At 30.5% G+C, this 23,614-nt stretch carries 22 protein-coding genes; 16 read left to right on the forward strand and 6 right to left on the reverse strand.

The genetic code is table 11. The features are described 5' to 3' along the window. Window positions 1–50 precede the first annotated feature (50 nt). The gene (locus HUE53_RS13165) at window positions 51–266 is read right to left on the reverse strand and encodes a hypothetical protein (RefSeq protein ID WP_014164450.1); all 216 of its coding nucleotides are present in this window, start codon (window positions 264–266) and stop codon (window positions 51–53) included. Between the two features lie 324 nt (window positions 267–590). On the opposite strand from HUE53_RS13165, the gene HUE53_RS13170 reads away from it, so the two are divergent. Then, window positions 591–1,394, forward strand: coding sequence for a hypothetical protein (locus HUE53_RS13170; protein ID WP_065213644.1), 804 nt, complete (start codon window positions 591–593; stop codon window positions 1,392–1,394). A 160-nt stretch (window positions 1,395–1,554) separates the two neighbouring features. On the opposite strand, the gene HUE53_RS13175 is transcribed toward HUE53_RS13170, so the two are convergent. From HUE53_RS13175 to ric, 4 genes are all read right to left on the reverse strand, one after another. Continuing rightward, a complete protein-coding gene (locus HUE53_RS13175; RefSeq protein WP_014164448.1) occupies window positions 1,555–2,955 on the reverse strand; it encodes a tetratricopeptide repeat protein in 1,401 nt (466 codons plus the stop codon). A 136-nt stretch (window positions 2,956–3,091) separates the two neighbouring features. Continuing rightward, on the reverse strand, window positions 3,092–4,276 hold the full coding sequence (locus HUE53_RS13180) for an aspartate aminotransferase family protein (protein WP_014164447.1): 1,185 nt from the start codon (window positions 4,274–4,276) through the stop codon (window positions 3,092–3,094). Between the two features lie 222 nt (window positions 4,277–4,498). Next, the gene (locus HUE53_RS13185; protein ID WP_097609640.1) at window positions 4,499–6,202 is read right to left on the reverse strand and encodes an OstA-like protein; all 1,704 of its coding nucleotides are present in this window, start codon (window positions 6,200–6,202) and stop codon (window positions 4,499–4,501) included. Between the two features lie 220 nt (window positions 6,203–6,422). Further along, complete coding sequence (ric, locus tag HUE53_RS13190) at window positions 6,423–7,148, reverse strand: iron-sulfur cluster repair di-iron protein (RefSeq protein WP_173668582.1); 726 nt, start codon at window positions 7,146–7,148, stop codon at window positions 6,423–6,425. A gap of 200 nt (window positions 7,149–7,348) precedes the next feature. Between ric and HUE53_RS13195 the strand changes: the two genes are divergently transcribed. The 15 genes from HUE53_RS13195 to yidD all read left to right on the forward strand — a co-directional run bounded on the left by HUE53_RS13195 (window position 7,349) and on the right by yidD (window position 22,209). Further along, window positions 7,349–7,783, forward strand: a complete 435-nt coding sequence (locus tag HUE53_RS13195; RefSeq protein WP_041253154.1) for a c-type cytochrome — start codon at window positions 7,349–7,351, stop codon at window positions 7,781–7,783. A gap of 15 nt (window positions 7,784–7,798) precedes the next feature. Continuing rightward, the gene (locus HUE53_RS13200; RefSeq protein ID WP_014164443.1) at window positions 7,799–9,130 is read left to right on the forward strand and encodes a cbb3-type cytochrome c oxidase subunit I; all 1,332 of its coding nucleotides are present in this window, start codon (window positions 7,799–7,801) and stop codon (window positions 9,128–9,130) included. 62 nt (window positions 9,131–9,192) lie between these two features. Then, window positions 9,193–10,449: an alginate export family protein gene (locus HUE53_RS13205; RefSeq protein WP_014164442.1), complete on the forward strand. Its 1,257-nt coding sequence runs from the start codon at window positions 9,193–9,195 to the stop codon at window positions 10,447–10,449. Between the two features lie 37 nt (window positions 10,450–10,486). Continuing rightward, window positions 10,487–11,926: a copper-containing nitrite reductase gene (nirK, locus tag HUE53_RS13210; protein WP_014164441.1), complete on the forward strand. Its 1,440-nt coding sequence runs from the start codon at window positions 10,487–10,489 to the stop codon at window positions 11,924–11,926. A 27-nt stretch (window positions 11,927–11,953) separates the two neighbouring features. Then, window positions 11,954–12,793 carry a formylglycine-generating enzyme family protein gene (locus HUE53_RS13215; protein WP_014164440.1) on the forward strand — a complete coding sequence of 280 codons (840 nt, stop codon included), beginning with the start codon at window positions 11,954–11,956 and terminating at the stop codon, window positions 12,791–12,793. A 54-nt stretch (window positions 12,794–12,847) separates the two neighbouring features. Then, window positions 12,848–13,426: an SCO family protein gene (locus tag HUE53_RS13220; RefSeq protein WP_077225324.1), complete on the forward strand. Its 579-nt coding sequence runs from the start codon at window positions 12,848–12,850 to the stop codon at window positions 13,424–13,426. 96 nt (window positions 13,427–13,522) lie between these two features. Next, window positions 13,523–14,302 (forward strand): CbbQ/NirQ/NorQ/GpvN family protein, encoded by a 780-nt coding sequence (locus HUE53_RS13225; RefSeq protein ID WP_063743921.1) that lies wholly within the window; start codon window positions 13,523–13,525, stop codon window positions 14,300–14,302. A 96-nt stretch (window positions 14,303–14,398) separates the two neighbouring features. After that, on the forward strand, window positions 14,399–16,156 hold the full coding sequence (locus HUE53_RS13230; protein ID WP_065213648.1) for a nitric oxide reductase activation protein NorD: 1,758 nt from the start codon (window positions 14,399–14,401) through the stop codon (window positions 16,154–16,156). A 39-nt stretch (window positions 16,157–16,195) separates the two neighbouring features. Further along, the gene (locus HUE53_RS13235; RefSeq protein WP_014164436.1) at window positions 16,196–16,777 is read left to right on the forward strand and encodes a cytochrome c oxidase subunit 3; all 582 of its coding nucleotides are present in this window, start codon (window positions 16,196–16,198) and stop codon (window positions 16,775–16,777) included. Window positions 16,778–16,780: 3 nt separating this feature from the next. Beyond that, the gene (locus HUE53_RS13240) at window positions 16,781–17,026 is read left to right on the forward strand and encodes a cytochrome C oxidase subunit IV family protein (RefSeq protein ID WP_065213649.1); all 246 of its coding nucleotides are present in this window, start codon (window positions 16,781–16,783) and stop codon (window positions 17,024–17,026) included. Between the two features lie 86 nt (window positions 17,027–17,112). Continuing rightward, complete coding sequence (locus HUE53_RS13245; protein ID WP_014164434.1) at window positions 17,113–17,607, forward strand: c-type cytochrome; 495 nt, start codon at window positions 17,113–17,115, stop codon at window positions 17,605–17,607. Between the two features lie 685 nt (window positions 17,608–18,292). Beyond that, the gene (locus tag HUE53_RS13250) at window positions 18,293–19,486 is read left to right on the forward strand and encodes a pyridoxal phosphate-dependent aminotransferase (RefSeq protein ID WP_065213650.1); all 1,194 of its coding nucleotides are present in this window, start codon (window positions 18,293–18,295) and stop codon (window positions 19,484–19,486) included. Between the two features lie 75 nt (window positions 19,487–19,561). Beyond that, a complete protein-coding gene (folE, locus tag HUE53_RS13255) occupies window positions 19,562–20,233 on the forward strand; it encodes a GTP cyclohydrolase I FolE (protein ID WP_014164432.1) in 672 nt (223 codons plus the stop codon). A 73-nt stretch (window positions 20,234–20,306) separates the two neighbouring features. After that, window positions 20,307–21,788 (forward strand): cysteine--tRNA ligase, encoded by a 1,482-nt coding sequence (gene cysS, locus HUE53_RS13260; protein WP_192188568.1) that lies wholly within the window; start codon window positions 20,307–20,309, stop codon window positions 21,786–21,788. Window positions 21,789–21,981: 193 nt separating this feature from the next. Continuing rightward, a complete protein-coding gene (yidD, locus tag HUE53_RS13265; protein ID WP_014164430.1) occupies window positions 21,982–22,209 on the forward strand; it encodes a membrane protein insertion efficiency factor YidD in 228 nt (75 codons plus the stop codon). A gap of 581 nt (window positions 22,210–22,790) precedes the next feature. Here yidD and HUE53_RS13270 read toward each other — a convergent pair. After that, complete coding sequence (locus HUE53_RS13270) at window positions 22,791–23,510, reverse strand: lysoplasmalogenase family protein (RefSeq protein WP_014164429.1); 720 nt, start codon at window positions 23,508–23,510, stop codon at window positions 22,791–22,793. Between the last annotated feature and the right edge of the window lie 104 nt (window positions 23,511–23,614).

Here is a 23,614-nt window from a genome sequence, read left to right on the forward strand (position 1 = left end):
CAGATACTTTCCCCGAATTTACTATTTTTTTTTAATTTAATTTAAAAAAATTAAGATTTTGGAGGTTTAATAGGAACCAAATCATCTCCTGTTCCTTCTACAGGTATGATCCTTTCAATACTTGTAGAATCTGCAAATTGTAATAACCTGCTTTCTTTTTTAATTTCCATTTCTTTTGTATTTGCTGTATTTAAATTTTCTTTTTCACAAGAGATTATAGTAAAACCTACCGTATTTAGAACTGCAATTAATATTATTTTTTTCATACTTTTTTAATTAATTTTTGACATATTTGTGGCTATTCGAAATAAGTTTTCGAATTTTTTACCACCTAGTTTTAGTGCTTATGGCACCATCTTGGGAAGTGAAGTGGGCTATATCAGAAAGTTTTTTATGTACTCCCCAAGACAGAAAATACGAACGGATTAGTCTCACTTTTTTAGAAGTAGTTTTGTACATTTGTTCTTATCGCGAAATAGAACAAGAACTAATTCTGAGGCAAAGGTGTGTTGATTTTACTAGGGGTTTGTAAAGAAATTCCAATAATTCCAAAGGATTCCGATAGTTCTAAATAATTCCGTATAATGCTTATGAAAAACATTACTTATAAAGATTATATTACAGAAATAAAAGCTCAATATGAAGTTGAAAAAAAGGGTATTTATGCGAGTTACTTATCAAAACCATCACCAGCTTTACTAAATGATTTTTGTAAAATTTTAAAGCAAAAAGGATTGTCTCAAAAAGATTCAATGATTCTTGAAACATTTTACAATTTACCCAATTTTGATGTAGATAAATTTCGCCCGATATGTAATTTTTTTAAAGGAAAGACATCGGCTCCTAATCAAGATATTTTAGATGTAATGGCCTTATTAGTAAATTTACAACCTAGACCTTTAGGAGACTTTTTGAAATCCAAACACAATCCACCTAAAAATCATGCAATTGACAAAACTGGATCTTCAGTTGTTTTATCTAATAAGCCTATGGATCTTTTACCTAAAAAAATGATTTCTTCTAGTCGTAACAGGCTTTTAATCCTTATATGCTTATTTTTGTGTTTATCAATTATTGTGTATTGGAATTTTAAAAGGGAAAATTCTTGTCTAGAATGGCAAAATAACCGTTATATTAAAGTTGCTTGTAATAAAGAAATAAATGGTTTTGCTGAACTAAATACAAAGGTTCCGTATAATGAAAGATTGCTTTTATTACGCAGAATAATACCTAACGATACAATTACTTATTTTAAAAATGGTAAGGCCGTTATTTGGTATTGTAAGATGGATGAAGATCATATTGAACTTTTCAATCAACCGGGTCATCATCCTGTTACCAATAAGCCTTTGAAGGCTATAACGGAATATATAATTGAACGGTATCTAAAATAGGTGGTTTATTAAAAATCAGAATTTAGAAGTGTGGTAAAATTGATTTCTCTTTTTCAGATTACCCTTTTTTTGCTTAATGTTTTAGAAAAATTCATTCTTTTAATTTAAGCAAATACTACAACCTTTTTTCTGTTATTTTTTACCTTAATAAATTTTAGATTTATTGTAACTCATTGAATTTATTTATAATTTTTTGAATAGCTTTCATATCAAATACGGCAGGAAATAGTTCCTGTAGAATACTCTTCATTTTAAAATTATGATGTAAAGCATTTGTTAAGTGATATAATCCTTTGGTAGGGTTATCTAAAGAATAATACAACCCAGCTAAACGGTATTCTATTTGATAATGATCTAAAAACAAGACATTTGCTTTTATTAAGGTTTCTACAGAAGCTTCATATTCCCCAATAAATAATTGTGTATCCGCCCAAAATAGAATGGTTTCTAATTCTGTATCTCCTAATTCTATAGCTTTTCGATATCCTTCTTCTGCTTCTTCAAATAGTGCTAACTCTTTATTTATAGAGGCATACCGTTTCCAGTATAAAGGGTTTTCTGCATCTATACCAAGGGCTTTGTTTACATAATAAAGAGCCTTTTGAAAGTTTTCTTGGCGCATATAAAAATCCGTTATGGCTATCCATCCTTTATCTAATAAAGGATCTTCATGTACTGTTTTGTTATAATAATTTAAAGCTTCTGAATCATTGCCCATTTTTTCAAAACATTTGCCTATTCGTAATAAGGCGTAAGAGGTTGGATCTTCTAATCGAATGGTTTCTTGATAGTTCCAGATGGCTTCTTCATAGCGTTCTAAACGTTCAAGTGCTTTGGCTTTTTCCATATAGGCTCCCATGAATTGATCGTCAATAACGGTTGCATAATCAAATGCTATGTAGGCTTCTTGGTACTGTTTTATAGTAAAGTTTAATCTACCTAGTTGGTGCCATGCAATTTCACTATAAGGATTTGTGTCTATATAGTTTTGTAAAAAGGAAATGGCTTCTTGGTATTGTTCTAAAAATTCAAAACAATAGATGACGTTATAGAGTCCGGATTGTTCTTCGGGTTCTTCTTCTAAACAAGCTATAAAATGTGTTTTGGCGAGTTCTAGTTCATCCATGAATAAATATTCCATCCCTAAAAGGTTATGAACATCAGCATAGTCATCTGTGTATTGTAAGGCTGTTTTTAGAAACTCAACGGCTTGTTTATGATCGTCTCGTTTAGAACAAATGTTTGCTTTTTGTATAAAAATTTCTTCATTGGTGGGTTCTATAGCGTATAAATCATTCAGCAGCTTTTCGGCTTGTTCGATTTTGTCTTCAAATAACAGCATTTCTACCTGAACCAACTTCAATCCAAAGGATTTGGGATGTTGCTCTAGCCCTAATTTTAGAGCTTTTTTGGCTAGACTAGGTTTGCCAATATCCATATAATGGAGGATGATATCCTCAAATTCTTCTGAATCAAAAAATAAGACCTTATTGGTTTTTAACATTGATTCAAATTTTGATAAGGATAAACTATAATCTTCTTCATTGTGACTCAAATCCATACTCCTAAGTTTTTATTATCCTTACTAAAAATAGTAAAGTTGGCGTTTATAATGGGTTAAAAAACGATTTTTTTGAACAATTTAATGAACAAAATAAAGACGTTTTTGATTATTGTTTTCGTTCAATTTTTGATTATTAATCAGCCTCTATTTCATTCATAGCATCAATAATAATGCCACATCCTTCCTCTATTTCTTCATTTGATAAGGTCAGAGGTGGTGTTATACGTATAGCATTTCCTTCAAATAGTAACCAGAAAAGGATTAATCCTTTTTCTTGGCATTTAAAAATAACTTGATTTGTAATTTCTGGACTATCTGTCATAATAGCCAGCATTAGTCCTTGACCACGAATCTCTTTTATTAGTGGATGGATCAACAATTTACGAAATAATTGTTCTTTTTCCAAACATTGAAACATTAAATCTGTTTCAATTAATTCTTTTAAGGTAGCTAAACTAGCTGCTGCTATTACAGGATGCCCTCCAAAAGTGGTTATATGCCCTAATTTTGGATTTTGACTCAATAAATCCATGTGTTTTTCGTTGGCTGTAAAAGCACCAACTGGCATTCCTCCTCCCATTCCTTTACCCATCACAACAATATCAGGAATAACATCATAGTTCATAAAACCAAATAGTTTTCCTGTACGTCCGAAACCAGGCTGAATTTCATCTAAAATCATTAAAGCTCCCACCTCATCACAACGCTGGCGTACTTTTTTTAGAAAATCATTTTGAGGCTGAATGAATCCAGCTCCTCCTTGAATTGTTTCTAAAATAATACCTGCTGTACGTGTTGTAATTTTTTGTAAATCTTCCTCATTATTGAACGTAATGAAGTCTACATCTGGAATTAATGGACGAAAGGCTTGTTTTCGTTCTTCAAATCCCATAACACTCATTGATCCCATAGTATTTCCATGATACGCATTATAACAAGAAATTAATTGACTACGTCCTGTTACTCTTCGAGCTAATTTAAGAGCCCCTTCTGTTGCTTCGGTACCTGAATTTACTAAATAGGTTTTGTTTAACTGAGTAGGCATATTTTGAGCTAGTAACGTACAAAATTGGACTGCGGGATCTTGTGCGTATTCGCCATAAACCATTACATGAGCATACTTATCCATTTGGTCTATGATGGCTTGTTTGACGCGTGGATGCTGATGTCCTAGGGTACAAGCTGAAACTCCAGCCACAAAATCTAAATATTTCTTCCCTTTTGTATCGTATATATAAGAACCTATGGCGTGAGATACTTCCATTCCTAGTGGATGAGGAGAGGTTTGTGCTTGGTATTTATAAAAATCTTTTAACATGGATTATTATCTAAATATTCTAAAATAAAAATAAAAAAGAATAATTTGTTTTTTAACTCAGATTATGTATTGGAAATTTATTACTGATAAAAATAATTTTGAATCTAAAAAAATATTCTTTTTTATCGTCAATCTAGAAAAACTATATCTCTGATCTTTTTTTGTATCTTTTTATCTTCATCAAAAATCTAACACATCATCTTGGATTAAAATAATTTTGGATTATTTTTTATAATTTGATTTATTTTTTTCTTTGTTTGTTTTAATTTTATTGGTTTTATGAAATTCCAATGTTTCTTTAGTAGGACTTAGTGGTACATTGGGTTCTTGTTCTTTTTTCTTAACTTCTGCTTTGGCTTTAGTATCTAGTTCTATTTCTTCTTTTGGAAAAATATCTTCTAGTTTTAAAATTTGTTCGTTTTCTCGCCAAAGAAAACCTTTTAGTTTTCTATCATTTTCGGGAAGTTCGTCTTCTGGATAAATTTGCCCATCTGGTTTGGTAAAAAATGTAACGCTATCTATAGCATTTCCCTCTCCCATTAACATATTTATTTTACTACTTACATTTTTATTTATACCGATTAGTTCTTGTTTATCATTACGCATGTAGTAAATAACTTCTGTGTTTTTAATCAGGTCTACTTCTTTTAATTTATTATTTATAAATTTACCGTATAAATTAACTCCTTTTACTTGATTAAATCCATCTCCAATGGTATCTTTTGAAATGATAAAAGCATTATTAAATACTTTTAAGGAATCTACTTTTTTAGCAATTGTATCTGAAATAATATGTATTAAATCGCCTGTAAGCTGTCTTTTTTCATTCCAAAATACTGGTTTTCCAATCATTTGGGTAAGTCCTTTTTTTTCATTAAAATGAATAGAATCACATTTACCACTCATATCTTTTTTAAAAAAACGAGCATTATTATATCCTCTTATGATCCTTTTTTTTGTTTTTCCTGTAATTACAATACGTTTTGCATGAAACCAGACTGAATCTTTCTCAAAAAGTCCTGATACTAATGCTTTTTTAGTGATGTACATAGAATCTTTTTTCTTATATACTTCTGCATAATGTCCTTTTATTATTGTTTTATTAATTGTATCCGTTACCTTAACATTATTACGAGCGCGTGCAAAATCATTTTTTCGATCGTAATACAAATCTTCTCCTTCTATTATCCGATCTCTATACTTGATTTTAGAACCCTTTTGTAGTTTTCCTTCATCCTTTTTTGTATCATAAAAACCCTTAGTTGTGTAAATTGTATTATTGGCGGACGCTATGGTTGAGGGGCCAAAAACATACGCGTGTCCTGAATTAGTATAATAATCAAGATGATTTGTGCGAATTGTATGAGTAGGATTATTTACTGTAACAGCCGTTTTAAACTCAAATTTCTTTTGGTTTAAATGATAACGTCCTGATTTACTAGTAAGCGTATTTTCAGCATCTCGAATGGTTCCATAGGTATTATAGTAAGCTTGTTGGCTTTTACGATCAAAGTTAATAGTATCGGTAGTTACAGTCATTTTAGGATCCGTCATTACCACATTTCCTGTTGCAAAAGCAAATTTGGTATTTCCATTATATTCGGCGTAACGACTAGACATAGTAAGCGTATCACCTTGAACTAAGTTTACATTTCCAAATGCTTTTACATAATTTTGTTTAGTAAAATGATATGCTTTATTACAAGACATACGTATGCCTTGGTGTAAAATACGAACATTCCCTGTAAAAACAATCGCTCCAGGTACTTCTGTTTCTGATTTGTCCAAAAAGTCGGCGCCTTCAATTATAATTTGTTTGCCTGTTTCTACAGGTAAAGCTTCTATTGGACTAGTAATTTGAGCAGTTGTAATTTGAATACTTAAGAAAGTAACTACAATAAGTATTTTGTATAATATAGAGTTCAAAGTGTTTTTTCTGCCAAAATTAATTAATTATGACCATTTGAGTAATAATATAATCATAAAATTTTAAGATGAAAAGTGGTTCTTATTTAATTTTGGTCTCTTTGGTTAAATTTATAAAATGACTTGAGAAGAAAAAAGAATCTTAAGATTCTTTTTTCTTCTCAAAAAATCTAACATATACACTCTCCTATCAATATTTTTAATAGGATATAGCAATTTTTTAATAAACTAATTTTGTTTCTAATTGTATAGCAGAAGGAAAAAGAATATTGTTTTCAAGATGAATGTGTTTGTGCAAATCTTCTTCAAATTCCTTCAGCATTGCATAAGTAACTTTGTATGTGTTACAAACTCCTTGAGGGGGTGTATATTGGTTAGTGAGCTTACTAATTTTACTAAATCTATCTCCTTCATTCTCATGTTCATGCTTCATCATTTGAATAGGATTATTAACGGTTATAAAACTAGGTAGAGAAATTTCCGTATTATCAGTGACTACTTCTACCATTTTTTTTATAAAAGGAAAAAGAATTAATTCCTCTTTTTTCATGTGCTGGGTTAAATCATTTGAACTGGCTACAAAAAGTGCTCTTATTTCAAAAAGTTCTGGGTGCTTCGTCCCGTGAACATCACAAATTTTATTTAGAAATTGTATTATGATAGGTAGTTTTTCTTCGACATAGGTATGATGTCTTGATTCTATATGTTCAATAAGTCTATCCAATGGCATCGTTTTAAAACTATTTAAATCATCATTTAAATCTTTATCAAAGGAATTTAATTCATCTAATAAAATCTCTTCCTTAATTCCTATTATCTCACATACTTCATTAATGGTTCTATTTCCTTTACAACAAAAATCGATTCCATATTTTGAAAAAATTTGAGCCGTTCTATAATCTTCTGCAACATATTCGCCTATTAGTTTATTTTTTATTACATCCATTTTTGTCCATTTTATAATTAACCTCTCGAAATTACTTCTTAATTCTTTTTCTTTTTATGACTCAGATCATATAGTAAAAAACCTTGATTAAAAAGACCTTGTATGACAAATATCATATATAGTTAAGGTAATGTTAATGAAATTTGTTATTCAAATAAGACAAAAACATCTCATTAATAATAATTAAAAAAAGAATAATTATGCTATCAAAATCGCAGGCAAGAATGTTTTTTTTGGGAGGTACATTAGTAACGTTTCTAATTTTTATTGGATTAACAATCTATTCATTTTCCTCAAACAACGATCAAACAAACTACACTAAGATTAACGCACAGGTAATCCGTGGCAAAGAAATTTGGGAATCTAATAATTGCATGGGGTGTCATACGATTTTGGGAGAGGGTGCTTATTATGCTCCTGAGTTAACCAAAGTTATTGATAGACGAGGTGAAAATTATATTAAAGCTGTTTTAATGTCACCTATACCTTGGGCTCCTAACGGAAGAAAAATGGTAGCCTATAAAATGAGTTCTGAAGATGCCGATGCTATGGTAGCCTACTTAAAATGGATTGGTGGTATTGATTTAAATGGATTTGACAGAGTCGTTTCACCATTATCAAAAGTAAATAATTAATAAAAAGTAATTGATATGAAATATAAATCACAAAAAGTAGCCTATTGGTTTTTTGCCTTATGTATGCTATTATTAGCACTTCAAATAATCTATGGTTTTATTATGGGCTTTGCCCGAATTGGACTAGATGGGTTACATGATATCATCCCTTTTAATACTGCCAGAGCTGTACACACTAATTTACTTGTAGTTTGGTTATTAACAGGTTTTATGGGAGCTGCTTACTACATTATTCCCGAAGAAGCACAACAAGAATTAGTAAATGTAAAATTAGCTTATGTTCAATTAATATCACTGGCTGTTGTGGGGGTAGTAGCTGTAATAGGCTATCACTTTAATCATTGGGAAGGTAGAAAATTTTTAGAAATCCCAAGAGAATTAGATTATTTAGTAGTCATAAATGTGCTTTTATTCCTAGGATTAATAATTACAACCCTATTTAAAGCAGAAAGAAAAACAACAACTGCATTGGTTCTATCAATGGGCTTAGTATTTGCGGCTTTGTTATACTTACCTGGTATGATTTGGTTTGATAGTCAGGTAATGGATTCTTTTTTCCGTTGGTGGGTAGTTCATTTATGGGTAGAAGGCGTTTGGGAATTAATCATGGGAGGTATTTTATCATTCTTATTAATCAAATTAACAGGTGTTGACCGTGAAGTTATTGAAAAATGGTTATATGTAATTGTGGGATTAACATTCTTATCAGGTATTCTTGGAACAGGTCATCATTATTACTACATAGGTGTAAACAAAATTTGGTTAATCATAGGAGGCATTTTCTCGGCTCTAGAACCTTTAGCTTTTTTAGGTATGGCTTTATTTGCGGTGAATATGTATAGAAAAGGAGAAAAAAAGCATCCTAATAAATTAGCTCTGTACTGGACATTAGGGTCCGCAATTGTATCTTTTATAGGTGCAGGTCTACTGGGTTTTGCTCATACCCTTCCTCAAACCAATGTATATACACACGGAACTCTAGTTACCGCAATGCACGGACATCTAGCATTTTGGGGAGCATACGCCATGATTGTATTAGCAATTATTAGTTATGCAATACCTAATCTTACAGGAAGAAAAAGATACGATTCAGTTACAGGACGTATGGCCTTTTGGTTATCAAATATTGGTATGTTAGGTATGACCACCGCTTTTGGGGTAGCTGGAGTCGCTCAAGTATACCTTGAAAGAAAGTTTAAAATGGAGTTTATGACCGTTCAAAATGAAATAGCTATTCATTTTGTAGTACTGCTACTATGTGCCACATTATTCACTATAGGAATTTCTTTATACATATACGATTTTATTAAACACGGTAAAACGAACGATGAGGCCTTCATTGGCTAAAAAATATAACAGCTGAAAAACAAACTAAAACAACAGTTACTAACAAATAAATTTTAATAGTTATGAAACCTGTGTATTTAACAATTGCGGGATTATTCTCATCTGTGGTTTTTTCTCAACAACTTAATGTAAATGCTGATTTAAGAGCACGACTAGAAAATAGAAATGGTTATAGCACACTAAAACCCTTTAATGAAAAAGCGGCCACTTTTACTTCTCAAAGAACTCGTATTTCTTTTGATTATAGCCATAATCATTTAAAATTAGTCGCTTCGCCTCAAAACGTGAGAACTTGGGGGGATGTATTAACTAATTCAAAAAATGATACAGGTATAAATTTCCATGAAGCTTATGGAGAAGTAAAATTAAATGACAAATTGTCTTTTAAAATAGGACGACAAGAAATAGCGTATGACGATCATAGAATTTTTGGGAGTATAGACTGGACAATGCAGGCTAAAAGTCATGATGCTTTTCTATTTAAGATTACTCCTTCTAGTAAACAAATCATACATCTAGGTCTTGCATACAATGCAAATAAAGAAACTAATTTTAAAGAAAATTATGTTCCTTCTCAATATAAATCGCTCCAATATGCTTGGTATAATGGAACTTTTAAGAATTTAAATTTAAGCTTATTAATCTTAAACAATGGTATGCCTTATTTGATAAATGGAGAAGAAAAAATAGATTATAGTCAAACATTCGGACCTAGATTCGTATTCAAGAAAGGAAATTGGAATATTGATGGAGCTACTTATCTTCAAACAGGAAAAATAAATACAAATCGTGTAATGGCTAATTACTTTACTACAAACATAAATTACAAATTTGTTCCGTCATTCCTAGCAGGTCTTGGTTTTGAATATATATCTGGAAAAGATCAAGATGATACTAGTAGCGACATTAAATCGTTTAATCCGTTGTATGGAACAAATCATAAGTTCAATGGATCTATGGATTATTTTTATGTAGGAAATCACATTAATACTGTAGGTTTAACTGATTTTTATCTGAATTTACAATACGAAAAAGATAAATTTTCTGCACGTCTTTCACCTCATTACTTTTTATCAAGTGCAAATATTTATCAATTAGGAGAAAAAAAAGATAATTATTTAGGTACTGAAATTGATTTTACAGCTTCTTATAAACTATTTGAAAATATAACCCTAGACGGTGGATTCTCTCAAATGTTTGCCACAACCTCTATGGAAATTATAAAAGGTGGTAATAAAAACAATGGTAATAATTGGGGTTTTTTATCCATAAAAATTAACCCCAACCTATTCTATTCAAACTTTAAGACTCAAAATTAACCCTAATACAAATACAATAATATTTAAAATTTACATTATGATTAAGCATTTAATATTCTCGGCCTCTTTAGCCAGCTTATTGCTTATTGGCTGTAAGAAAGCATCTAATTCCTCATCTATTGATCCCGCTTCAATCGAAGTAGAAGGCGATCCAATTCAGGCAGAATTAACAGCTCCTCCTTTTGTTCCCAAACCTGTAGGCGATCGATCTGCCAAAAAACTTATTGTCAATATGGAAATTATTGAAAAAGAAGGTGAAATGGCGGATGGTGTAAAATATGTATATTGGACCTATGGTGGTTCTGTACCAGGAAGCTTTATTAGAACAAGAATTGGCGATGAAGTTGAATTTCATTTAAAAAATCACCCTAACAACAAACTTCCTCATAATATAGATTTACACGCTGTTACAGGTCCTGGTGGTGGCGCAAAGTCTTCGTTTGTGGCTCCTGGTCATGAAGTTACCTTTTCGTTTAAAGTACTCAATCAAGGTCTTTATGTATACCATTGCGCTACTGCTCCAGTAGGTATGCACATTGCAAATGGTATGTACGGTTTAATACTTGTTGAACCAGAAGGAGGGTTACCGCCAGTTGATAAAGAATACTACGTAATGCAAGGTGATTTCTATACAAAAGGAGCCAACGGTGAAAAAGGGTTACAACCTTTTGATATGGCAAAAGCCATTAAAGAAGAACCTGATTATGTTGTTTTTAATGGTAAAACAGGTTCATTAGTAGGTGATAATGCCTTAACCGCAAAAGTCGGAGAAAGAATTCGTTTGTTTGTAGGCAATGGTGGTCCTAACTTAGTTTCTTCTTTCCATGTTATAGGCGAAATATTTGATAATGTTCACATAGAAGGAGGAAAAACAATTAATCATGATGTACAAACCACTCTAGTACCTGCTGGTGGCGCTGCTATTGTAGATTTTAAAGTAGAAGTTCCTGGTACTCTAATTCTAGTAGACCACTCGATCTTTAGAACCTTTAATAAAGGTAGTTTAGGAATGATTAACGTTACTGGAGAGGATAATAAAAAAGTATATTCTGGAACTCAATCAGATCAGGTATATCTTCCTGAAGGAGGAACAATTCAGTCTATGCCTAATGAAAGAGTCGTTAAACCTGCTAAAGCAGTTACACTTACTGAACGTATTGCTGACGGTAAATCAGTTTATGGAAAAACCTGTTTTGCATGCCATCAAGCTAGTGGCGAAGGATTACCTAATGCCTTCCCTCCTCTTGCCAAATCTGATTTCTTAAATGCTGATATTAATAGAGCTATTGAAATTATATTAAAAGGTAAAACAGGTGAAATAACTGTAAATGGTAAAAAATTTAATAGTGTTATGACCGCTCAAACACTTACAGATGAAGAAGTAGCAAATGTTCTTACTTACGTATATAGCCAATGGGGTAATAGTAAAAAAGAAGTTACACCTGCCATGGTTGCAGCTGTTAGAGCTAAAAAATAATATCCAAATTTTTTAATTATTAATTCTATGAAACGTTTATATTTCCTTATAATCATACTTATTTTTATTTCTTGTCAAGAAAAAACAGACGTAGAAACGAATCGAAATATAAACCAACCATCTATTTCTACTCTTAAAGACAAGTCTTTTGGAGTAGAAACTCAGATGGTATACATAAAAGGAGGGGCTTATATCCCTCTTTATGGAAAAAACAATAAAAAAGTTGATATTTCTAGTTTTTATATGGATGTATATCCTGTAACCCATCAAAACTTTTTAGCTTTTGTAAAAACCAATAACAGGTGGCAAAGATCAAAAATCAAAAAAATTTTTGCTGATGAAAACTATCTTAAAAATTGGAAATCTAATACTGAAATTGAGAATAAAGATAAATTAAATTACCCTGTTACAAATGTTTCTTGGTATGCGGCAAATGCCTATTGCGAATGTCAAGGCAAACGTCTAGCCACAGTAGACGAATGGGAATATGTGGCTATGGCAAATGATAAACTCCCCGATGCACGAAAACAAAAATCATATAATCAATTCATTTTAGATTGGTACGAAAAACCACAAGCGTATGATCACGAAGTAGGAAAAACATTCAAAAATTACTATGGTGTATACGATTTACACGGATTAGTATGGGAATGGACTTCTGACTTTAGCTCCATCCTTTTAACGGGAGAATCTAGAAATGATGTTACTACTGACAAAAACCTATTTTGTGGCAGCGGCTCATTAAACGCATCGGACCTAATGAATTATGCCGCCTTTATGCGATACGCTTTTAGAGGTAGTATAAAAGCTAATTATGCCATACAAAACCTTGGATTTAGATGCGTAAAAGATTCTATAAAAAGATAAAATTTAGAAACATGAAATACTCCATCTAACCTATGACAAATAAATTTTATATACATGAAAAAATTAGTATTTATACTTAGTTTTCTTTCATTATTGGGATGTAAAAAAATAGATCCAAAAACAGAAAATAACACTATATCAGAAGAATCTATTTTTAACCTAACCAGCCAATGGAAAACCCAAGATAACAAAACCATTTACCTTGAAAACTTAAAGGGAAAGGTAAGTGTAATGGTTATGATTTATACAAGCTGCAAAGCCGCTTGTCCTAGATTAGTAGCGGATATGCGCGATATAGAATCAAAAATACCTAAAAACAAACTAACACAATTAAATTTTGTTTTAGTCAGTATAGATCCTGAAAACGATACCCCTGAAAGATTGAAAAAATTTGCCAAAGAAAACCTAATGAATGCACCACATTGGACTTTTTTGCAAGGTAATCCAAATACCGTTCAAGAATTTGCTAACGTACTTGCTGTTAAGTATAAAAAAATTTCTCCTATGGATTTTTCACACTCAAATATTATAAGTGTATTTAATAAAAACGGAGAACTTATTTATCAACAAGAAGGATTAGGAGTAAACAATGAAAATACAATCCATAAAATTATTGAAACTCTAAAAAATTAATTTATAAAAACAATCAAACGGAATCTTTATCCCTTTCTACACACGTTCATACCTTATTTACAAAATGGGATAAGATTCCGTTTATCTTATTTAATCATGAAAGATATAAAACCCTATTATTTTGCTTTAGGTAAAGAAGAAGATGTCTTTACTCATGCTTATCAAAATAAACTTCCTCTTTTACTCAAAGGTCCTACTGGAACAGGTAAATCTAGATTTGTTGAGTATATGGCATATAAACTCAATAAAAAACTCTTAACCGTAAGTTGTCATGAAGAAACTTCTTCTACTGACTTAATAGGCCGATTTATCATAAAAGGAGCCGAAACAATCTGGATTGATGGTCCTTTAACAACTGCTTTAAAAGAAGGCTCTATTTTATATTTAGATGAAATAGCCGAAGCTCGTCCTGATGTAATTGTGGCCATCCATTCATTAACAGATCATAGAAGAGAACTATTCATAGACAAACTTGGAAAAACCTATAAAGCACATGAAAACTTTATGATCGTTGCTTCCTTTAACCCTGGTTATCAAAGAGGATTCAAAGAGCTAAAACCTTCTACAAGACAGCGTTTTGTGGCCTTGTCTTTTGAATATCCAAAAAGTAAAATTGAAACTGAAATCATTGCTAGCGAAACGGGTATTGATCCTAACATTGCTAATAAAATTGTAACCATTGCTAATAAAATTAGAAATCTAACAGAACTTGGTTTAACCGAAACCGTTTCAACAAGATTACTCGTAGATGCCGCTAAACTTATTCATTCAGGATTGCCCAAAAGATTGTCTATACACACCGCTGTTGTAGAACCTCTAACGGACGATTTACAAACCGTTCAATCCTTAAAAGATTTGTGTGATTTAATGATATAATATCTTTTCAATGTCAAAATTGACTGAACTCTTTATCTATGAATCATATAGTACAAATTAACAACCCTAAATTTCAAATTAAAAAAGGAATCAATTATGAGTATAGATTTAGACGAAATAATATTTAGTTTTGTAGCAAAATATCTACGAAAATCACAAAAAAAAGCTCTAGAATCCAATAAAAATACCGTTTTTTTAAAAGACATTACACCACGATTAACACTTATAGCTAATGCCGTTAGTGGAAAATCTATTACTATTTATCCCGCTGAAAAAGAAGGCGGTTACAAAAACAACAACTTCTTTTTGCCTGAATATTTTAACCAATTTGAATCCTATGAAAAAAATATTGCTTTTTATTTCTTTAGAATTCTATACCTCTCAACACAGCAATCCCTTGAATTAAATTGGAATGAGCCAGAAAATGACGTAGAAAAATCACAAAATGAAGCAAAAATAGCTTCCACTCAAATACTTCCTATCCTTTTTGAAAATTTCCCTAAAACTAGATATATATATGCTTTTTTATTAGATCATTTTCTTACTAAAAAAGCAACGAACCCACATTTGTACTGGTTATATGGTAAATTTATGTTTGCAAAAAAAGAAGAAAATATAGAAGAAGAAAATACAAATCATACAAGTTTAAAATCTACAAAAAATAATGAGGTAAAAACAACCTTAAAAACTGTGGGAGTTGAAGAAATAAAATCCCTTCAAATAAATAAAAAGCAACAAGAAGATGATGTACTTAACCATAGTTTTGAAAAAGTAGAAACCGTAGATGAATTTTATGGAAATTGGAAAAATTTTGATGGAGAAGACGAGTTAGAAGAACATAACGATGCTTTAGAAGAAATAAAAATGCGTTTTACTGTACGAGTAGATGACACAGCACATTCTATTTATCAATCTGATTTTATTGAAAACCTAACCGTAGCGGAATCAGCCGAAAAAGATGCAAAAGGAACTTATATATACTACAATGAATGGGATTTTTCTGCACTAAAATACCGTACTAATTTTTGTAAAGTATATCCAAAACTTCAACTAAAAACAGATCCTAAGTTTTATTATGATACTATAAAAAACTATACTCCTGTTCTAAACAAATTAAGAAAATCATTAACTCATATAAATAACAAATTATTACAACAAAAAAAACAAACACAAGGCAACGAATTTGATATTGATGCTCTAACTGATTTATATGTAGATATACACACTAAAAAAACACCTTCTGAAAATATTTATTTTTCAAATAGAAAAAAAGAGAAAGATCTTTCCATTTTATTATTACTGGATGTCAGCTTATCTAGTGATAGTTATGTAGATGGAAACAAAGTTTTAGATGTAGAAAAGGAAGTTTCTATCTTATTTGGTGAAATTTTACATGAATTTAATATTGACTTTTCAATAGACAGCTTTTCATCAAAAACAAGAAATCATATAAATTATATTACACTAAAAGACTTTACCGAAACTTGGGACATCGGTAAAAAAAGAATTGGTTATATAAAACCTGGAGGTTACACACGCATTGGAGGTGCTATTAGACACGCGGGAAATAGATTAAAAACACGTAAAACTAAAAACAAATGGATTATATTAATTTCAGATGGAAAACCAAATGATTATGATAAATATGAGGGTAAATATGGCATAAATGATGTAAAACAAGCATTAAAAGAATTATATAGAAATCAAATAAATTCTTATGCCTTAACTATAGAGGCACAAGCTAAATATTATTTACCTCAAATGTTTGGTCAAAATCATTTTCAAATACTTAAAAACCCTATCGAACTCATCAACGCCCTAGTCTATCTATTTGATAAAATTAAAAAACAATAATGTATAATTCTAAAACCATTTCATTCTAAAAAAACATAAATGGAAAAAACGATAAAAAATTATAAAAACTTTTATTATCCTCCTGGAGGTATTTTACTATGGATAATTATCCTTTTAGAAATTCTAACCTTCGGAATGGCAATTATAGCTATGAGCTATAATGCACAAGAAGAAATAAAAATATTTAACGAATCACGTTTAAAATTAAATAATCTAATAGGAGTTATCAATACTTTCATATTACTCACAAGTGGTTTCTTTATGGTTGTTTCTGTTAATTATGCTAAAAAGAATAATCATAAAAAATTTAATCTATACCTAAAAATAACCATGCTATTAGGAGCTTTCTTCTTAGTCTTAAAAAGCTATGAATATTTTGAAAAACTAAGTCATAATATATACTTAGAAACAAATACATTCTTTACTTATTATTGGTTACTAACAGGCTTTCACTATTTACATGTATTAATTGGTTTATTCATTCTCTTAGCTATTTATTTAAACAAAGATAAAAACGATTTAACCAAAAATCTGTTTGATATAGAAGCATCCGCTGCTTTTTGGCACATGTGCGACCTAATCTGGTTAATCCTATTTCCTGTTTTATATTTAATCTTTTAAACTATGGAAAAACATTTAATTAAAACGTATAGCTTTTTGTTAATACTAACCTTATTAACACTTGTTTTACAACCTCTCGAAATAAATCATATTATTAAGATTGGTCTTATAATGCTGATTTTTTCGATAAAATTCTTAGTAATAGCATTTGAATTTATGGAACTAAAAAAAGCAAATATCGCTTGGAAACTTATCATAATAAGCTTTTGTTTTCTAATCATAATACCTGTTATTTTAATAAACATTTAAAAAAGCAAATAAATATTCAATTGTGATTAAAATCATAAACTTAAAATATTAGAATTATGAAATTTGTTAAACTTAAAATTTAAATTATGAAAAAATTTATAGTATTGGCACTCACTCTAAGTCTAGTCATTGCCTGTGGTAAAAAAAACAATGAACAAGAAGATTTTTCAAAACCAGTTAATGAACCTACAGTTTCAGAAGGAACAGTAGAAACTACCTCTCAAACCACTGAAAAATATGATGCTCAAAAAGGAGAAGGTAAATATGACAAAGTTGAATTAGGAGCTAAAATCGATCAAAAAATGGCCTCTGAAGGAGAAAAAGTAGCAGGATTAAAGTGCATCTCTTGTCATAAATTAACCGATGAACAATTAATCGGCCCTGGATGGAAAGGTGTAACACAAAGAAGAACACCTGAATGGATTATGAATTTTATTAGCAACCCAGATCCAATGATTGACAAAGATCCTGAATTAAAAAAACAATTAGAAATATGTAAATTACGCATGCCTAATCAAAACCTTACAGATACAGAAGCAAGAAACATACTTGAATATATGAGAAAAAATGATGGCGCATAAACCCTCCCAAGATTTATAATAGCTTCTCCTTCAATATTCATTATGTAAATAACGTACTAACAAAATTTTTCTAAATAAGGAATATTAATAAAAATCAAATAAAGTATAAACAAACCTTCTTTTTTACCAATATTCCTTATTTAATATCACACCGTTTAAATCCTATACCTATTATAATAATTCTTTTGATAAACAACAACTTAACAATTCAAGAGGTATCTTATAAACCAATACAAACCTCATTATAAGTAACATTTATTTCCTATACCTCTTTTTAGTATCAAATATTCCTTTAGGTAACTAAACCAAATTAAATAAAAAAATTCTCTCTTTTAAACCCAGATTATACATTAGACTTTGTGATGAAGATAAAAACGGAAATTTTTTACCGCAGCTGTAGTTTTACTCCCGTTAAGGATAAAAATGGAGTCCTTTTTTAGATTCAAAGGCATTTTTATCTGTAATAAATTTCCAATGCGTAATCTGAGGGTAAAACCCTCATCTGTGGGAGAAGTTCCTTTATTTTTATATATAAGACCATTTTACAATATAATTTTATATTTAAAATAAGTTCAAAACACAGTATATAAGATCACACTATTAAGCTATCAATTAAATCAATATCTAAAAAAAATGTTTATTTAAATATTTTATTGCAAATTTGCAGTACCAAATTAATTAAATCATGCCAAAAGTTTCAAATAAAGGGCTTCAAATGCCAGAATCTCCTATCAGAAAGTTAGTACCTTATGCAGAAACTGCAAAAAGAAAAGGGCACAAAGTATATCATTTAAACATTGGTCAACCAGATATTCAAACTCCAGAAGTAGCTCTAAAAGCAATTCAAAATGCCGATATTAAAGTTTTAGAATACAGCCACTCTGCTGGTTTTGAAAGCTATAGAAAAAAATTATCTGAGAGTTATAATAAAATAGGATTACCTATTACAAAAGAAGACATAATTATAACAACTGGAGGATCTGAAGCACTATTATTTGCACTAGGAAGCACAATGGATTCTGATGATGAAATTATTATCCCTGAACCTTTTTATGCAAACTATAATGGTTTTGCCACTGCTTCTGGAGTAAAAGTAGTTCCAGTAATGTCAGGAATAGAAACAAGCTTTGCCTTACCTCCAATTGCTGATTTTGAAAAATTAATAACCCCTAATACCAAGGCAATATTAATCTGTAATCCTGGAAACCCCACAGGTTATTTATATTCACAAGATGAAATCAACCAATTAGCCGAATTGGTAAAAAAATATGATTTATTCTTGATTGCAGACGAAGTGTATCGTGAATTTGTTTACGACGAAGGAGCAAAACATTACTCTATCATGAACGTTTCTGGTATAGAAGATCATGCTATCATGATTGATTCTGTTTCTAAAAGATACAGTATGTGTGGAGCTCGTATAGGATGTATTGTTTCAAAAAACAAATTAGTAATGGAAACAGCTATGAAATTTGCTCAAGCTAGACTTTCCCCTCCTACTTACGAACAAATAGCTAGTGAAGCAGCTTTAGATACACCACAGAGCTATTTTGATCAAGTAATAAAAGAGTATAAAGACAGAAGAGATACTCTAATTACTGAAATGAATAAAATACCAGGAGTAAAAATTGCCACTCCCAAAGGAGCCTTCTACTGTATTGCACAATTACCAGTACAAAATGCTGATGATTTCGCACAATGGCTCTTAGAATCTTTTAATTTTAATGGAGAAACCGTAATGGTAGCTCCCGCAGCTGGATTTTATTCAACACCAGGTGTAGGACTTAACGAAGTTCGTATTGCTTACGTATTAAAAAAAGAAGATATCATCAAATCGGCTCAAATTTTAGCCGAAGCACTAAAAGCATACAACAAATAATACAATTATTTTAGTTTTTAGTAATTCACTATATTTGCAGTTCAAAAAATTTTGAAATAAATTATATTTATATTAATGGCTCATAACGAAGAATTTCACGACGAATTAGGACACAGTCATATAGCAACTAGCGCCACTACCCCTTTGCGTAGTGATGCTTTTGATTTATCAGACGAAGAAAAAATTGCTTCAATCCGTAAAGATGTTGAAAGTATTTTAAAAACTTTGGGAATGGATTTAACAGATGATAGCCTAAGCGGTACCCCCAATCGTGTGGCAAAAATGTTTGTTAAAGATATTTTTGGAGGCTTAAACCCAGATAAAAAACCAGGATCTTCAACTTTCCTAAACCATTATAAATACAATGAAATGTTGGTAGAAAAAAACATTGTCGTTTACTCTACTTGTGAACATCACCTTCTACCAATTATTGGTCGTGCACATGTTGCTTACATTTCTAATGGTACTGTAATAGGGCTTTCTAAAATGAATCGTATAGTAGATTACTATGCAAAACGACCACAAGTACAAGAACGTTTAACCATGCAAATCGTACAAGAATTACAAAACGTACTAGGTACTGATGACGTAGCTTGTGTAATAGATGCCAAACACTTGTGCGTAAACTCACGCGGTATTAAAGATATAGAAAGCAGCACAGTTACTGCTGAATTTGGTGGTAAATTCAAAAACGAAGCAACTCGTAAAGAATTTTTAGACTATATAAAATTAGAAACTAAGTTTTAAGTATTCAATTAAGTGATTGAACAAAAAACTATTAAACACACAAATTCAATCACTTATTTTCAAATTTTAACAAATGCGTTTACATACATCCAACCCTATAAAAGTTTATAACACCTTAAGTGGCGAAAAAGAACCCTTTATCCCTGTACATGATGGCAATGTAGGTATGTATGTATGTGGTCCTACCGTATACAACTATGTACATTTAGGCAATGTTCGAACTTTCATGAGTTTTGATGTTATTTATCGTTATCTATTACATTTAGGCTATAATGTTCGCTATGTACGTAATATAACAGATGCTGGACACTTAACCGATGATGGAAATGTAGATAATGATCGTTTTGTCAAACAATCCCGTTTAGAAAAATTAGAACCTATGGAAGTCGTACAGAAATATACTGTGTACTTTCATAAAGTTTTAGATCTATTTAACTTTTTACCTCCTAATATAGAACCTACAGCAACAGGACATATTATTGAACAAATAGAGTTAATTCAAAAATTAATTAACAAAGGTTTCGCTTACGAAAGTCAAGGTTCTGTATATTTTGATGTAGAAGAATATAACAAACAAGGTCTTAATTATGGTGAATTAAGTAATAGAAATATTGATGAATTACTTGCTAATACGCGTGATCTAGACGGACAAAACGAAAAAAGAAATCCTCAAGATTTCGCGTTATGGAAATCTGCTTCTCCTGTACATATCATGAGATGGAATTCCCCATGGGGCGAAGGGTTTCCAGGCTGGCACCTGGAATGTACAGCCATGAGTACCAAATACTTAGGAGAAAGCTTTGACATTCACGGTGGGGGTATGGATTTAAAGTTCCCCCATCATGAATGTGAAATTGCACAAGGAAAAGGATGCAATGGCTCTTCACCTGTAAAATATTGGATGCACGCCAACATGCTAACATTGAACGGATTACGAATGAGCAAAAGCACTGGTAACTTTATTCTTCCCATGGAATTAATTTCAGGTGATAATACTTTTTTTGAAAAAGCTTTCAGTCCAAGTATCATCCGTTTTTGCTTTTTACAAGCCCACTATCGCAGTGAATTGGATATATCTAACGACGCTATGATGGCAAGCGAAAAAGGTTATAACCGATTAATGGAAGCTATTAAAAATATTGATTCAATTACACCTAAAAATCAATCCTCTATTAATATTCCTGAATGGGTAGAAAGTTGCTATCAAGCCATGAATGATGATTTTAATACTCCTATTTTAATCGCTAATTTATTTGAAGGAGCTCGTATTATCAACATCATAAAAGACGGTAAAGAAACAATCACACAAAACGATTTAGATTTAATACGAAAAACAATGAATGATTTCGTATTTGAGATTTTAGGTATCGAAAACCAATCAGCAGCGGGGTACGATTCCAGTAAATTAAATGGTGTAATAGAAATGCTCATTACAATGCGTAAAGAAGCACGTATCAATAAAAATTGGACCTTATCTGATCAAATTCGAGACCAATTATTAGAATTGGGCATTCAATTAAAAGATGGTAAAGAAGGAACAACTTATAGTTATTAAAAACATAAATAGGCTATCCTAAAAAGGCATATCATTTACTTCGTTCAATAATTTAATTAATCACTTCGGTTCCTTAACACGAACCGAAGTGAACAAACGAGGCCTATAGAACTTCACCTCTCAAAATAACGAATCAAAGATCAAGATAGTCAGTCTTTTGAATAGTCTCCTCTTTTTTATTCTAAAAAACAATATGAATCTAAAAACAATATTAACTCTTCCTCTCGTTTTTCTAGTACGCATTTATCAATACGTGCTTTCACCTTTGATGCCTGCTACTTGTAGATACCAACCTACTTGCTCTCATTACATGGTAGATGCTTTAAGAAAACACGGTCCTTTAAAAGGATTATGGTTAGGAACTAAACGTATATTACGATGTCATCCTTGGGGAGGTAGCGGTTATGATCCTGTACCCTAATTATTTTATTACAGATCCTAAAAAACTCTACAATAAACATATATTCTAACTTTCTTTCTTATTTCATTTAGCTTACTAAAATTAGAATTAATTCACCACATTTAGCCCTAAATTAAGCAATAACAATAAGTTTTAAAACAATATTCTGAAGCATACAAGTCAAAAAGATTCTAATAATTGTTCCTTTTAAATATGAAACTAATAAGAATATAGACAGCAAACTTTTGAATCAATTAATTTTAGAGGATCAGATCATAATTAAACTCCTCTTACCGATGAAGTAACGAACGAAACGCTCAATTTATTCCTTTGAGATAACTTTTTATTTGCTTAAAACTCTTCTTCTTTTATCGTAAAATACCACCACCCTTAAAAAACCAGATCATGCGTTAGCCTTTCTGATGAAAATTAAAAGACACGAAAAAAATTTTCTGTACATATAGTTTTGTTGCATTGAGGGTAAAAAAGGGGTTGTTTTTTAGATCCAAAGTCATTTATATCCATAACAAATTTCTAATGCGTAATCTGGGTTTAAATAAGCTTTTCTATTAAAAATAGAAAATTTTTATTTTAAGATCTTATTATTCTATATCTTCTATCAGAAAGGAATCACAATCCTCAAAATTAGAAATTTCTTTTTCACGTTCTAACATATATCTATACAATGCAAACTGGGCAAAAAGATATAAAAACATAGAAATAGAAGAAAAAATAGCAATTGATACATAAAAAAGCTTTAGAACTAAAACAAATTGAATAATTGCAAAAAAAACAGCATTAATTAAGAGCCAAAAATTCTTTTTACACCCTTTAATCATATAATTTGAAAGAGCTAAACCTCCTAAAAAAGAAAGGAATAATACCTGAATCAAATAAATATAAATTCCTTTTCCTAATTCATTTTTAGTCAAAAAAGTTAAATAAGCAAATGCTGTAAAAAAAGGAAGCGTTCCAACGACTACAGGTAACTTTTTTTGAATAGGTTCATCCTGAATTACTAAGTATATGACAATACCTCTATATATAAAAAAGAAGATGGAAGCTATTATAGCACTATTAAAATTTTTAGATACAAACAATATATTTGCAATTAAAACAAAAAACAAAGCCAACAAAAAGTAAATATTTCTTTTGCTAGAAACCTTCCAATACATCAACATCATGATGGGCATTAATAAAGGTTTTAAAATATACATCATTAAAATTTCATTGAAATATTCGGCTACAACTTCAAATAATCCAATTATAAAAAATAAAATCAAAAAACCTTTTTCTTGAGATTTTTTTTCGCTATTGAGCATATATTCAACAATAAATTAAACTTTTTTATGGATCTAAAATTACAATTAAATTTATTTTCTGAAATAATATACACGATATATTTCCTTTAATATTGCATAAAAAA

This window comes from Flavobacterium columnare, from assembly GCF_014844295.1.
Taxonomy (GTDB): domain Bacteria; phylum Bacteroidota; class Bacteroidia; order Flavobacteriales; family Flavobacteriaceae; genus Flavobacterium; species Flavobacterium columnare.

What these genes read in the sequence shown, in the direction of transcription:
- HUE53_RS13200 (WP_014164443.1), top strand. Translation starts at nt 7,799, where the DNA reads ATGAAATATAAATCACAAAAAGTAGCCTATTGGTTTTTTGCCTTATGT.
- HUE53_RS13175 (WP_014164448.1), bottom strand. Translation starts at nt 2,955, where the DNA reads ATGGATTTGAGTCACAATGAAGAAGATTATAGTTTATCCTTATCAAAA.
- HUE53_RS13165 (WP_014164450.1), bottom strand. Translation starts at nt 266, where the DNA reads ATGAAAAAAATAATATTAATTGCAGTTCTAAATACGGTAGGTTTTACT.
- nirK (WP_014164441.1), top strand. Translation starts at nt 10,487, where the DNA reads ATGATTAAGCATTTAATATTCTCGGCCTCTTTAGCCAGCTTATTGCTT.
- HUE53_RS13245 (WP_014164434.1), top strand. Translation starts at nt 17,113, where the DNA reads ATGAAAAAATTTATAGTATTGGCACTCACTCTAAGTCTAGTCATTGCC.
- ric (WP_173668582.1), bottom strand. Translation starts at nt 7,148, where the DNA reads ATGGATGTAATAAAAAATAAACTAATAGGCGAATATGTTGCAGAAGAT.
- HUE53_RS13170 (WP_065213644.1), top strand. Translation starts at nt 591, where the DNA reads ATGAAAAACATTACTTATAAAGATTATATTACAGAAATAAAAGCTCAA.
- HUE53_RS13215 (WP_014164440.1), top strand. Translation starts at nt 11,954, where the DNA reads ATGAAACGTTTATATTTCCTTATAATCATACTTATTTTTATTTCTTGT.
- HUE53_RS13230 (WP_065213648.1), top strand. Translation starts at nt 14,399, where the DNA reads ATGAGTATAGATTTAGACGAAATAATATTTAGTTTTGTAGCAAAATAT.
- HUE53_RS13195 (WP_041253154.1), top strand. Translation starts at nt 7,349, where the DNA reads ATGCTATCAAAATCGCAGGCAAGAATGTTTTTTTTGGGAGGTACATTA.
- HUE53_RS13240 (WP_065213649.1), top strand. Translation starts at nt 16,781, where the DNA reads ATGGAAAAACATTTAATTAAAACGTATAGCTTTTTGTTAATACTAACC.
- HUE53_RS13235 (WP_014164436.1), top strand. Translation starts at nt 16,196, where the DNA reads ATGGAAAAAACGATAAAAAATTATAAAAACTTTTATTATCCTCCTGGA.
- HUE53_RS13220 (WP_077225324.1), top strand. Translation starts at nt 12,848, where the DNA reads ATGAAAAAATTAGTATTTATACTTAGTTTTCTTTCATTATTGGGATGT.
- HUE53_RS13225 (WP_063743921.1), top strand. Translation starts at nt 13,523, where the DNA reads ATGAAAGATATAAAACCCTATTATTTTGCTTTAGGTAAAGAAGAAGAT.
- HUE53_RS13205 (WP_014164442.1), top strand. Translation starts at nt 9,193, where the DNA reads ATGAAACCTGTGTATTTAACAATTGCGGGATTATTCTCATCTGTGGTT.
- yidD (WP_014164430.1), top strand. Translation starts at nt 21,982, where the DNA reads ATGAATCTAAAAACAATATTAACTCTTCCTCTCGTTTTTCTAGTACGC.
- HUE53_RS13180 (WP_014164447.1), bottom strand. Translation starts at nt 4,276, where the DNA reads ATGTTAAAAGATTTTTATAAATACCAAGCACAAACCTCTCCTCATCCA.
- HUE53_RS13270 (WP_014164429.1), bottom strand. Translation starts at nt 23,510, where the DNA reads ATGCTCAATAGCGAAAAAAAATCTCAAGAAAAAGGTTTTTTGATTTTA.
- HUE53_RS13250 (WP_065213650.1), top strand. Translation starts at nt 18,293, where the DNA reads ATGCCAAAAGTTTCAAATAAAGGGCTTCAAATGCCAGAATCTCCTATC.
- cysS (WP_192188568.1), top strand. Translation starts at nt 20,307, where the DNA reads ATGCGTTTACATACATCCAACCCTATAAAAGTTTATAACACCTTAAGT.
- folE (WP_014164432.1), top strand. Translation starts at nt 19,562, where the DNA reads ATGGCTCATAACGAAGAATTTCACGACGAATTAGGACACAGTCATATA.